The sequence below is a fragment of the Enhygromyxa salina genome (genome assembly GCF_002994615.1).
GTDB classification, from domain to species: Bacteria; Myxococcota_A; Polyangia; order Nannocystales; family Nannocystaceae; genus Plesiocystis; species Plesiocystis salina_A.
On the sequence record NZ_PVNK01000290.1, the window covers coordinates 13070 to 25391 of the forward strand.

Genomic DNA, 12322 nt, shown 5'->3' on the forward strand with positions numbered 1-12322 from the left:
CCAATCCCAGACCGCAGTCCGGGAGACGATGAAGACTGAAGCCAGCAGCCGGGGGGGCCGTGCCTCGGGTCGCCTCGCGCCGGAATTGTCGCCGAGGGCGCGAAGCCAGAGCGCCGCGGTGGTGGGCTTGGGACCCCGGGCTGCGAGGCCCTCGCCCCGGCGTTGGCTGTCGGCGGGCGCCGGTCGCTGGCTCGCGCTCACGGCCCTGGCCAGCGCCCTGGCCTGCACGACGAGCTCCGGCGGAGGCAGTCAGCAGCCGGGCACGGGCCAAGACGGGGGCGTGCGCGGATCCCCCACGCCCGCCATGATCGCGGCGGGCTCGGGTCACACCTGCGTCGCGCGGCAGTCCGGGGCCGTGGCCTGCTGGGGCGCCAACGGGGCCGGCCAGCTCGGCGATGGGACCAAGGTCGACCGCAGCGAGCCGGTCACCGTCCAGGGTCTCGACGACGCCGAGTGGCTCGGGCTCGGACGCTCCCACAGCTGTGCCCTGCGCAAGTCGGGCGCGGTCGTGTGCTGGGGCGACAACTCGCGCGGGCAGCTCGGCTCGGGCAGCGAGCACTCGAGCGCGCGGCCGGTCGCGGTCCGCGGGCTGACCGACGCGAGCGCGCTCGCCAGCGGCGACGATCACAGCTGCGCGCTGCGGGCGACCGGCGCGGTCGTGTGCTGGGGCAACAACGCCGACGGCCAGCTCGGCAACCTGACCCGAAAGACCTGGATTGAGCCGGCGCCGATCCGCGGGCTCGAAGACGCGGTCTCGATCGTCGCCGGGGCCCGGCACACCTGCGCCCTGCGTCAAAACGGCGGCGCGATCTGCTGGGGCGCCAACGACAAGGGCCAGCTCGGCGATGGCACGACCAAGGGCCACGAGCGGCCCTCGGCGGTCGCAGATCTGACCGGGCTCGTCGGGCTCGCGGGCGCGGGCTCGCGGACCTGCGGGTTCACCAACCAGGCCGTGTACTGCTGGGGCGAGATCGAGGGCAAGAGCTCGCCGCGTCCGCAGAAGGTCGCCGAGGCCGGCTCGGGCGACGCGATCGCCGAGCTCGAGCTCGGGCCCGAGCACGCGTGCGCTCGCCACACCAGCGGAGTCGCGCGCTGCTGGGGGCAAAACCGGGACGGTCGCCTCGGCGACGGAAGCTACAACTCGCGGGCCTACGCGCGGGCGGTTGACATCGGGCCGGTCACGGATCTGGCCCTCGGCGAGCGCCACAGCTGCGCGCTGCGAAGCGACGGCAAGGTCGCGTGCTGGGGGGACGACGCCAGCGGCGCGCTCGGACAGGGCGAGCCCGACGGCGACACCCCGCCCGAGCGCAGCGGCGTCCAGCGGGTGCTCAACCTCGACGACGCCGTCGCGCTGGCCGCAGGCGACGGCTTCTCGTGTGCCGCGCGCAAGACCGGCGAGGTGAGCTGCTGGGGTCGCAACGACAAGGGCCAGCTCGGCGACGCCAGCGGCGAGCCCTCGCGGCCCTTCCCCGGGCCGATCGCGGGCGTCGACGACGGCGTCGGGCTGAGCGTCTGGCTCGAGCAGGCCTGCGCCGTGCGCAAGACCGGCGCGGTCGTGTGCTGGGGCGTCAACGACAAGGGCCAGCTCGGGCGGCCGGCCGGGGCCCCGCTCGTGCGCCCGAGCCCGATCCCCAAGCTCGACGACGCGACCGCCGTGAGCCTCGGCGCCGAGCATGGCTGCGCGCTGCGGCGCTCGGGCGAGGTCTACTGCTGGGGCAGCGACGCCGAGGGCCAGCTCGGCGACGGGGCCGGGAGCCGCGGTGGCCGGGTCGCCTCACTCAGCGACGCGGTCGCGCTCAGCAGCGGCCGGGCCCACACCTGCGCCCTGCGGCGCAGCGGCTCGATCGTGTGCTGGGGCGCCAACAACCAGGGCCAGATCGGCAACGGCGCAGGGGCGGCCCAGCTCAAGACCCCGGTTCAGTTCCCCGCCAACGTGTCCGGAGTCAGCAACGCGAGCGAGGTCGCCGTGGGCCCCGAGCACGGCTGCGCGCGGCTGAGTAGCGGCAATGCCGTGTGCTGGGGTCGCAACGACGCGGCCCAGCTCGGCAGCGGGACCGCGAGCTCGGTCTGGACCAATCGCGTGCCGGTCCGGGATCTCAGCGGCGCCTCGGCGCTGGCGGTCGGCCCGGCCCACGCCTGCGCTGCCAGCGGGAGCCGGGTGTCGTGCTGGGGCGCCAACGGCTCGGGCCAGGGCGGCTTCGCCGGGGCCTCGGCGCCGACGCCCCGGCCCGGTGTCCAGGGCCTCGACGTCGCGAGCTTGGCCCTGGGTCTCGACCACAGCTGCGCGCGCCTGCGCAGCGGTGAGGTCGCGTGCTGGGGCGCCAACGCCCACGGCCAGCTCGGCGACGGCGGCCGGATGATCTCGGCGAAGGCGCTGGAGGTCAGGGGCCTGTGAGCGCCGGCCGCCCGGGCCCCGACGAGGGCCGGTTCACGCCCGGCGGCGAGCTCGAGTTCGAGCACGTCGGGACCTTCGTCAGCGACGGTCGCCTGCTCCTGTGCGACGTCGACTACTTCCCCTCGCGCTTCGCTGGCGCGCGCCAGGCCCAGGTCGGCCTCGACGCCGAGATCGAGGTCGAGCCCGGGGTCTGGCAGGTCCTCGTCGCCTACGAGCCGGGCCACGGTGGCCCAGCTGAGGCGCGGACGCTTCGCTTCGTGCTCCTGACTCACGATCGCGAGCTCGACACTCCTGCGCCCCTCGACCGCGCCGAGGCGGTGGCCTTGCTGCGCGTCGACTCGGGCCGGATCACCGCGATCGATCCCGAGCTCCGCGACGACGACACCATCCAGACCGCCGTCATCGAGGCCCCGCGCGAACAGGTCCCGTGCATGCTTCGACCCCTCGATGAGCACGGCCAGCCCGACCGCCACGCCGACCCTCGCGGCGCCCTGCTCGACATCGACGCAGGCGGCGTGCTCGAGCTCTACGCGGCCCCGGGCCAGCCCCGACGCGCCCTGTTTTTGGCCGTGTAGAGCGGCTCAGCCCTCGTCGTGGACCGGGGGCACGACCATGACCGGACACGGCGACTGCCGGATCACCCGATCCGCGGTGCTGCCGAGGAAGAAGCGAGCCACCCGGCTGCGACCGCTCGCCGCGATGACCACGAGCTGCGCGTCGAAGGTCTGGGCCTCCTCGAGGATCACCTGCAGCGCGACCCCGGGCCGCACCACGTTGGTACATGCGATGCCCTTGGCGAAGCGCTCGGCCAGGGCCTCGAGCACCTTGAGCGAGGCCGCCCGCGCGCTCGCGTGGATCTCGGCGATGTCGCTGGCACCGAGCACGCCCATGCCCGCGCCGCCCGTGTAGACCCGCGCGCTCTCGTAGGTCGGGGTCGCGTGGACCAGACACAGGGAACCTTCGTCGTCGATGATCCCGGCCGCGAGCTCCAGCGCCCGGGCGCTCGCTGGGGCGACCGCGACCGTGCCTCCGTCGACCTCGACCTCGAAGCCCGAGTGAACCGAGGCGTCGGTGTCTTCGGTGAAGTCGATCGGGACCAGGATCCGCCGAAATGGCGAGGTGCTCATGCGTCCACCCTAGCAAGAACCTTGGCCCCCCACAGCCGTCAGCGGCGCTGCCACCCACGGCCTGCACCATGGGCTGCGAGTGCGTCGCTTGCTCTTCTGCCCGGCGAGATCGGCGATGAACGTTGTTTTTGGTGGCTTTTGTCCCCGCGCAAACTTCACGAATGCGCAGGGAGCCCGCAATTCGTCCAAAGGCCAGTCAGTGCTCTTCGCGCTGATGTAGATTGCAGTGATTGCTGCTGACCATGCGTACGAACATTGAGATTTTCCTGGTCCCTGTCTGTTTGAGCGCGGTGCTCGGTCTCGCGGGCTGCGGCGACGACGTCGCCCTGGCTGCGGGCGGCGAGACCGGCACGATGAGTGAGTCCGAAGACGGAGATCCGGGCGACGGCGACGAAGATCCGGGCGACGGCGACGGAGACCCAGGCGACGGCGACGGCGACCCCGGCGACGGCGACGGCGACTCCGGAGATGGGGACGGAGACTCAGGCGACGGCGACGGCGACGGGGACGGCGACGGCGACGGCGACGGCGACGGCGACCCGGTCGTCGACTGCATCGCCGAGCAGTTCGTCGACGGCATGCCTCCCGACCCCGGCTACGGCGACATCGGCGTCGACATCGGCTCCCATTGCCAGGGCAGCAACCACCAGGACATCGAGGGGATCGAGCGCGTGGTCTTCATCGGCGACTCGGTCACCGTCGGCAGCCCGCCGACCTCAACCGAAGACTTCTACCGCTCGGTCCTGGCCGAGGAGCTGTCCTTCCTGTTCGGCATCGACGCGCCCAACTTGCTGTGGATGACCGCCAACCCGATCGAGGGCAAGGCCCTGGTCAAGGAAGACGGCGACTTCGCCTCGTGCGCCGAGTGGGGCGCGCGGACCGATGACTACCTCGCTGGCGGCATGCAGATCGCCGACTGCTTCAGCGGCGACGACTTCGACAAGCGGACGCTGATCGTGACCACGATGGGCGGCAACGACGTGGCCGCGATCGCCAAGGACTCGATCGAGGGCGTGAGCGAGGAGGCGCTGTGGGAAGACGTCGAGAGCATGCTCGACTGGCAGCGGCAGATGGTCCACTGGTTCACCGACGACCCCGAGAAATTCCCCAACGGTGTGTTTGTCGTATTCGCCAACGTCTACGAGTTCACCGACGCGACCGCGGATCTGCTCTCGTGCCCGGCCGCCGGCCTCGCCGGCTTCGACGCCAACCCCGAGGACCCCGCGCAGCTGATCGAGATGATGACCTACATCAACGCGGAGTACGCCAAGCTCGCCGTCGAGACCGGGACCGACATGGTGTTCATGTTCGAGGGCTTCTGCGGCCACGGCTTCCACGCCGACGACCCGGCCTCGCAGTGCTACCGCGGCCCGGACCAGGAGACCTGGTTCGACCTCACCTGCATCCACCCCACCCCAACCGGACACCACGAACTCGCCGACATGTTCCTAAACGTCATCGATGAGTGAGGGGGTGGTGGGGGGGGGGTTCTTTTTAGACCCCCACAAGCGTCAGCGACTCTGCCACGCACGGCCGCTGCGCGGCCGGTCGCTCGGTCGCTGCGCTCCCTCGCTCGGTGGGCTGGGATGAGCTTCGCAGTCGCCTCCGTGGCCCCCTAGAAGGGGGCTCCTTTAGACCCCCACAGGCGTTAGCGACTCTGCCACGCACGGCCGCTGCGCGGCCGGTCGCTCGGTCGCTGCGCTCCCTCGCTCGGTGGGCTGGTATGAGCTTCGCAGTCGCCTCCGTGGCCCCCTAGAAGGGGGCTCCTTTAGACCCCCACAGGCGTCAGCGGTTCCTTTAGACGCCCCACAGGCGTCAGCGGTTCCTTTAGACCCCCACAGACGTCAGCGACTCTGCCACGCACGGCCGCTGCGCGGCCGGTCGCTCGGTGGGCTGGTATGAGCTTCGCTGTCGTTTGCGTGGCCCCCTAGAAGGGGGCTCGGTTTTTGACGATCCTGGTGGGGCGGATTGAGCCGGAGACGAGCTCGACCCGCCGGGGCGCCGTCGGAGCGCGTACACTCGCACCCGTGAGCTCACACGACCACGTCGACGCCCAGTGTCCAGCCTGCCGGCTGCACGCCTTGGTGCCGATGGCCCTGCGCAAGGTCGATGAGCAGCGCTGGGAGCAGGTCGTCGCGGGGGAGCGCGATGTGGTGCAAATCGACGCTTGCCCGGTCTGCAACGGGGCGTGGTTTGACGCTGGCGAGCTCGATCTGCTCGCGGGTGAGGCCACGCAGATCGAGCGCGCGCTCGATCCCGAGTCGCGCCCGAGCAAGCGGATGTGCCCGCGTGGCTGCGCGCTCATGCGCGAACACGACCTCCCTGGGATCATCCGGACTCCGGTGGATCACTGCCCGGTCTGCCGAGGCATCTGGCTCGACGGCCACGAGCGCCGCAAGCTGGCCAAGTCGACGACCCGCGAGGGCCAGGAGGATCCCAAGAAGCGTTTGGCCCGGCGCGGCGCGATCTGGGCGGCGCAGCTGCTCGTTCAGCTGCCGGTCGAGGTCGAGAACCCGGTTCATCGGACCCCGTGGGTGGTGATCACGATCCTCGCCGTGCTCCTGTCGGCGTTTGGGCTGCAGCTGCTCGGCGTGATCGACCTCAGCAATTGTGCGCCGGGCGTGGCCGGGATGCCGAGCGGCGCAATGCTCGGGGATCTGGCCGACGGTGCTTCAGTCCGGGATCTGTGCCTCGCTCCGGTCGCCGCCTCGCTCGCGCAGCAGTGGGCGACGATGGGCGCCGCGGCGCTCACCCAGGGCAGCTGGTACACCCTCGCAACCCACTGGTTCTTGCACGGCGGCTGGGCCCACGTGCTCGGCAATTGCTACTTCCTCTATATCTTCGGCGACAACGTCGAGACCCTGTTTGGCCGCCTGCGCTTCGCGCTCTTCTTCGTCGCCGCGGCGATCGTCGGCGGCCTCGCCGAGGTCCTGCTGACTCAAAACACGGCCGCGCCGATTGTCGGGGCCTCGGGCGGGATCGCGGGGGTCATGGCGGCCTACCTGTGGTGCTTCCCGCGCAACAAGCTGTTTCAGGTCGTGCTCTTCATTCAGCTCAAGCTGCCCGCCTGGGTCTACCTGTTCGTGTGGGCCGGCTTTCAGGCGGTCATGGGCCTGGTCGAGACCCGCAACGTCGGCGTCGCATGGTTCTCGCACCTGTTCGGCTTCGCGTTTGGGGCCGCGGTCACGCCCTTGATCCTGGCGATGCGGCGGCGCGAGGTCGCGCGGACCGTTCGCGTGCCCGCGTAGCGCAGCTGCCGGCTACTCGGGCGGGCGCCAGGCGGTGTCGGCGAGGTCGCCCTCTTCGAAGCCGAAGAACACCTTCATCTGGTTCTCGAGGAACTCGCGACCTTCTTGGGTCTGGAGGTCGAGGCGATAGGTGTTGATGTAGCGCGGCGACTCCTGCAGCCACATCTGCCAGGCCTGCATCGAGACGTTGTCGTAGACGAGCTGGCCAAACTCGGTCGGGAAGGGCTTGAAGGGGATGCCCGGGAGCTCGGCGTTGAGCTTCTTGCAGTGGACCATGCGCGGCGTAGTGCTCATCGTTGCTTCCTGTCGGAGGGGGACCCTAACACATCACAGATCGGCTACTCGCGACCCTCGCGGAGGGCCGCGCGGACGACGTCGACGGCGGCGGCGATCTTGATCCGCTCCTGGCGGCGGTCGTCGCGATAGCGAATCGTCACGGTCTCGTCCTCGGCGGTCTGGCCGTCGATCGTGAGGCAGTAGGGCGTGCCGATCTCGTCGTGCCGGGCGTAGCGCCGACCGATCGCGTGCTGCATGTCGAGCTTGGCGTTGACGCCCGCGGTGAAGAACTCGTCGGCGACCTTGCGGGCGGTCTCGTCCATGCCGTCCTTGCGGACCAGCGGCAAGATCGCGCACTTGATCGGGGCCAGGCGCGGGTGGAGGCGCAAGACCGTGCGCGCGCCCTTGCCCGAGGCGTCGGCGGGCTCCTCGGCGTAGGCGTTGCACAAGACGGCGAGCACGCCCCGGGTCGCGCCCGCGGCGGGCTCGACGACGTGGGGGGTGTAGCGCCAGCCCTTCTTGCCCGTGTTCGGATCTTGGGCCTCGGGGTCGTGATAGACCAGCTTCTTGCCCGAGCCCGCGGCGTGGGCCGAGAGGTCGTAGTTGGTCCGCGAGGCCACACCCTCGAGCTCGTCCCAGCCCCACGGGAACTCGTACTCGATGTCGAAGGTGCCGTCGGAGTAGTGGGCGAGCTCGCTCGGATCGTGCTCGCGGAAGCTCAGCTTGTCGGCGCTCAGGCCGATGCTGCGCCACCACTTCATGCGTTCGTTCTTCCAGTACTCGAGGGCCTCGCGGCCCTTGCCGGGCTCGACGAAGTACTCCATCTCCATCTGCTCGAATTCACAGGAGCGGAAGATGAAGTGCTCGACGGTGACCTCGTTGCGGAAGCTCTTGCCCATCTGCGCGATCCCGAAGGGGACCTTGGCCGACATCGACTGCTGGACGTTCAAGAACTGGACGAACATGCCCTGCGCCGTCTCGGGCCGGAGGTAGACCGCCGACTCGGCGATCACGGCGTCGACGGCCGCGCGCAGGGCCTTTTGATCGTCGCCGCGCGCGACGCCAGCCTCGACCGCGGCGATGACCCCGGCGAGGGGGTCGACGGCGCCGAGGTTGGTCCGGAACATGCCGTTGAAGTCGCGCTCGGGCGAGAGCAGGGGCGAGCCGCAGTTGGGGCAGACGTAGCCGCGATCGCCGGCCTTGGCCCCGCGCAGGATCTTGCCCTTGCGCTCGAGCACGTGGCCCTCTTCGGTGAGCTTGGCGAGCGCGGCCTTGGCCCGGCCCTTGTCGGCGAGCTCGATCGGCGCGTCGGCGCCCGCGGCCATGCGCGGGGCCTTGTCGGCCCGGAAGCGCTCCTGGCAGACGAGGCAGTCGACGAGGGGGTCGGTGAAGTTGGCGAGGTGGCCGCTGCTGCGCCAGACCTCGGGGTGCATGATGATCGACGCGTCGAGGCCGTAGATGTCCTCGCGGCTGTGGACCATCGCGGTCCACCACTCGCTCATGAGGTTGCGCTTGAGCTCGACGCCCATCGGGCCGTAGTCGTAGGCGCTGCGCAGGCCGCCGTAGATCTCGGAGCTCTGGAACACGAAGCCCCTGCGCTTGCACAGGGACACGATCTTCTGCATCAGCTCGGGCTCGGAGGTCGCGGCGGCCATGGGCCACGCGGTTTAGCACAAACCTATTTGCCGGTCAGGCGCGCGAGCAAGTCGGGGGCGGTGAGCTCGGGATCCTGGCTGGGCTTGGCGATCAGCTGGATGTCGCCGTCGAGGATCGGGGCCATCACGACCGGGAGCATCACGACCTCGTTTTCGAGCACGACCGCGACGCGCTGGCCGACGTGGGCCTGGGTCAGGGCGGCGAAGCGCTCGGACTGGGCCGGGCCGAGCTGGACGTGGACGCTGGGGCCGTGGTCGTGTCGCTGGATCCCGGCGCGGGCCTCGGCGTCGACGGCGAAGCCCCGGGCGCGATCGACGAAGTACAGGCGCCAGGCGACGCGCTCGCCGGGGCCGAAGGGGTCGCGCTGCCAGACGGGCCAAAGCTCGGGCGGGCGGGGGTGGAGGGCCTCGTAGGCCGAGAGCGCGCTGGCGAGGGCCTCGCGCGTCTCGGCCTCGATGATCGGCTCGGGGTGGCGGAGGCCCTCGGTGCCGGTCCGGCCCTCGAGGCGCGCGTCGGCGCCGGGCGGGCGGGTGATCGAGATCTCGGTCAAGAAGGCGATCACCCAGGGGTGATCGTCGACGACCGGGGCGACGCTGAGCGCGGCCTGGACCGGGGCCCGCTCGCTCGCCGCGTCGGCGCTCGGGCGGTCTTTGCAGCTGGCGCCGAACAGGACCAGGGCGAGCCCGAGCGCCGTCGCTCGCAGGAGCCCGTGAGTTTTTGTGCGCACGCCCTCGTTACTCGCACAGATCCGCGAGGGCCTCGAATTCGGGGACGAGCTCGGCGTAGCTCTCGATTCGCCGCCCGCCCCAGGGGTCGGTGAACTGGAAGAACACGCGGTGATCGAGGGGCATCAGCCCGGCGTTGTCGTAGGCCTCGGCGTCGGAGTCGGTGTTGCCGAACACGTAGGTTGGGATCAGGCCCTTGCCAGCGAGCATCTCGAGCTCGCCGGTCTTGTAGTCGACCGCGGCGTCGCCGAGCGCGCCCTCGAGCTCGAGGCTGGTGTGGATGACGCCGGGCGGGAATCCGCGGACCTCGATGAACTCGCGGGTTCGCTCGACGAGGAACTCGGGCCGCGCGGTCAGGTACATCGCGTGATAGCCCTTGTCTTGCAGGGTGCTCAAAGCCGCGGCCGACTGCGGGTTGGCGTCGGGCGTGACGCCCAACAGGAGGTCGACGAATTCCTCGGTCTCGAAGGTCGTGAGGGTCCCGTCGACGTCGCTGAGGAAGATCGGGGTGCCGGGCTCGACGACCTCGATGATGCCCTCGGCCGTGCTCGCGTCGCCGCGCACGACCATGTGGACCCGGTGGCGGCCGAGCTCGAGCTCCTGGTCGGCGGGGATCTCGAGGTAGACCCAGCCGCCCGTGTCCTCGACGCCCTCGACGGTCGCGTGGCTGCCCTCTTCGGTCGTCCAGGCCTCGCCCATGAACTCCCACGGGCCCGCGCAATCGCGCATCACGTAGACGTCGACGCGCTCGTCCTTGAGATCCTTGTCGATGGTTCCGTAGGTGAATTTGCCGAGCAACCACTGGGTCTCGCCCGGCACGTAGAACATGTCGCGCACGCGGTGTTGGGGATCGCCCGCGAGCACGATGAGGTTGCTATCGAGGTGCTGCCAGTCGAGCTCCGGGCCCGGCGCGGGCGGGGCCGCGTCGCAGGCCGGGGGCGGCTCGCACCAGGGGCCGAAGCCGGGATCGGGTGGGTCGCCGTCGCCGTCGCCGGTGTCGCCGTCGCCGTCCCCTTCGCCGGTGTCGCCGTCGCCGTCCCCGCCTGGATCTCCGTCGCCGTCGCCGCCGTCGCCGTCTCCGGTCTCGCCGGGATCCCCGTCGCCGTCCCCGAGGGTCTCGGCGCTGTCCGCCGTCACCATGGTCCCGTCATCGCCGCTGCAGCCGACCGCGACGAGGCACGAGGATAGAGCCGCGGCTCGGCACAGACGGATTGCTGACATCTGGCCAAACTACTACAAAAAAGCCCCGGGTGAGGCTGGCACCTCACCCGGGTTCCCGTCTCGTGTCGCCGGGGCTGGTCACAGCCCGAGCGAAGACTCCCTCATCCGATCCGGCCGGACTCCCATTCGGCCATGCTGGACACCTGGCAGTACGGCGGGTTGGACCAGGGGTTACGTGGAGGAAGAACTCAACCGAAAATTATTGCGAGGGGGGCGCGAGCAGTCGGCGCCGACCGTCGCGGGACAGGGTCACGTCGGGTGCGTCGAGCGCTTCGCGGTCCCACAGCTGACAGGTCACCTGTTTGTGCTTGGTGTCGAGCGCCTCGCAGTAGTTCGTGAATTTGCACCGCCGGATCTGGGCGCCGCGACCTTCACGCATCTTTAGCCACCAGTCAGGATCGGCCAGGCTCTGGCGCGCGGCGCCGATGATGTCGGCGTCGCCGCGCTGCAAGATGCTCTCGGCGAGGGAGAAGGAGTTGATGCCCCCGGCGGCGACGATCGGCGGCGCAGCTCGCTCGGACCGGTGGACCGCTGCGCGGATCGCCGCGGCCAGGGGCACGTTGCGCGCGAACGGCCCGCGGGCGTCCGAGTAGACCGTGGGCATGCACTCGTAGCCGCTGCGGCCCGTATAGGGATAGACCGCGTCGCCGACCTTGGGCTGCTTGGCGTCCTCGAATTTGCCGCCTTTGGAGATGCTCAGAAAGTCCATGCCCGCGCGCGCGAACGCGACCCCGTAGTGCGCGGCGTCGCTCGGATCGCTGCCGCCTTCGATGACCTCGTCGGCCAAAAACCGGCAGCCGACGGCGTAGTCCGAGCCGACCTCGCCGCGGACGGCCTCGAACACCTCGAGCGGCAAGCGCAGCCGACCCTCGCGGGATCCGCCGTAGCCGTCGTCGCGCGTGTTCGCGCGGGAGAGAAAGCTGGCCATCGTGTAGGCGTGCGCGTAGTGAAGCTCGACCCCGTCGAAGCCGGCCTCGCGCGCCCGTCGGGCGGCGGCCGCGAACAGCCCGGGCAGCACCTGAGGCAGCGTGCGGATGTGCTCGAGCGCGGTGTCGGTGACTTGCTCGCGGTAGCCAAAGCGCAGATCACGAAGCTCGCGCGGACGCAAGACGGCGTCGAGCAGGGCGTCGTCGGCTTGGGCGAGGGCTCGGCGAACGTCGGCGTCGTCGGCTTCGCGCCAGCTTGGCTCGTCGAGCTGCGCGGTGAGCCGGGCCTTGTGGCCGGCGTCGAGTTTCAAGAAGCGGGCAAAGAACTTGTCTGGCGGCGGTCGGCGCTTGACCGCGAGAAAGTCGATGCACTGAATGAGCACGCGGGTCTGACCCTCGCTGGCCTCGTGCACGGCGCGGGTCAGCTCGCGCAGCCCCGCGACAAAGCGATCGTCGCCGATGCGCAAGAGCGGGCCCGAGGGGATGTCGCGGATCCCGGTCGCCTCGACGACGATCGCGCCGGGCTTGCCCCGGGCAAAGCGGCGGTACCAAGCGATCACGTCGGGGGTTGCGAAGCCGTCGGCGCTCGCCCGCCACGGGACCATCGCGGGGACCCAGGTCCGGGTCGCGAGGCTCAGCGGGCCGAGCTCGACGGGCGAAAACAGCTTGCTCGCCGCGGCCTCCTGGGCGCTCGGCCACTCGCTCGGCGCGATCGGGTGGCGCGTGCGCTCGGGCGGGGTCCACATGG

Annotated in this window: 10 protein-coding genes; 4 read left to right on the forward strand and 6 right to left on the reverse strand. The window is 70.6% G+C overall.

Annotated elements, in window-relative coordinates; translation table 11 throughout:
• Positions 1–121: 121 nt before the first annotated feature.
• Together ENSA5_RS33470 and ENSA5_RS33475 are read left to right on the forward strand one after the other, a co-directional pair.
• Positions 122–2395, forward strand: coding sequence for an RCC1 domain-containing protein (locus ENSA5_RS33470; RefSeq protein WP_181198425.1), 2274 nt, complete (start codon positions 122–124; stop codon positions 2393–2395).
• The gene (locus ENSA5_RS33475; protein WP_106395791.1) at positions 2392–2970 is read left to right on the forward strand and encodes a hypothetical protein; all 579 of its coding nucleotides are present in this window, start codon (positions 2392–2394) and stop codon (positions 2968–2970) included. Before ENSA5_RS33470 ends, ENSA5_RS33475 begins: the two co-directional genes overlap by 4 nt.
• Positions 2971–2976: 6 nt before the next feature.
• Here ENSA5_RS33475 and ENSA5_RS33480 read toward each other — a convergent pair whose 3' ends face one another.
• The gene (locus ENSA5_RS33480) at positions 2977–3522 is read right to left on the reverse strand and encodes a universal stress protein (RefSeq protein ID WP_106395792.1); all 546 of its coding nucleotides are present in this window, start codon (positions 3520–3522) and stop codon (positions 2977–2979) included.
• Positions 3523–3812: 290 nt separating this feature from the next.
• Between ENSA5_RS33480 and ENSA5_RS33485 the strand changes: the two genes are divergently transcribed.
• Together ENSA5_RS33485 and ENSA5_RS33490 are read left to right on the forward strand one after the other, a co-directional pair.
• Positions 3813–4991, forward strand: a complete 1179-nt coding sequence (locus ENSA5_RS33485; RefSeq protein WP_106395793.1) for an SGNH/GDSL hydrolase family protein — start codon at positions 3813–3815, stop codon at positions 4989–4991.
• A gap of 558 nt (positions 4992–5549) precedes the next feature.
• Positions 5550–6770 carry a rhomboid family intramembrane serine protease gene (locus ENSA5_RS33490; RefSeq protein WP_106395794.1) on the forward strand — a complete coding sequence of 407 codons (1221 nt, stop codon included), beginning with the start codon at positions 5550–5552 and terminating at the stop codon, positions 6768–6770.
• A gap of 12 nt (positions 6771–6782) precedes the next feature.
• Here the strand turns inward: ENSA5_RS33490 and ENSA5_RS33495 are convergent, their stop codons facing one another.
• The 5 genes from ENSA5_RS33495 to ENSA5_RS33515 form a co-directional block, all read right to left on the reverse strand.
• On the reverse strand, positions 6783–7064 hold the full coding sequence (locus ENSA5_RS33495; protein WP_106395795.1) for an oxidative damage protection protein: 282 nt from the start codon (positions 7062–7064) through the stop codon (positions 6783–6785).
• Positions 7065–7108: 44 nt separating this feature from the next.
• Positions 7109–8701: a glycine--tRNA ligase gene (locus ENSA5_RS33500; protein ID WP_181198426.1), complete on the reverse strand. Its 1593-nt coding sequence runs from the start codon at positions 8699–8701 to the stop codon at positions 7109–7111.
• A gap of 23 nt (positions 8702–8724) precedes the next feature.
• Positions 8725–9429, reverse strand: a complete 705-nt coding sequence (locus tag ENSA5_RS33505) for a SecDF P1 head subdomain-containing protein (RefSeq protein WP_106395796.1) — start codon at positions 9427–9429, stop codon at positions 8725–8727.
• Between the two features lie 7 nt (positions 9430–9436).
• On the reverse strand, positions 9437–10648 hold the full coding sequence (locus ENSA5_RS38715; protein WP_181198427.1) for an LNS2 domain-containing protein: 1212 nt from the start codon (positions 10646–10648) through the stop codon (positions 9437–9439).
• 199 nt (positions 10649–10847) lie between these two features.
• Positions 10848–12320, reverse strand: coding sequence for an oxidoreductase (locus tag ENSA5_RS33515; protein WP_106395797.1), 1473 nt, complete (start codon positions 12318–12320; stop codon positions 10848–10850).
• Between the last annotated feature and the right edge of the window lie 2 nt (positions 12321–12322).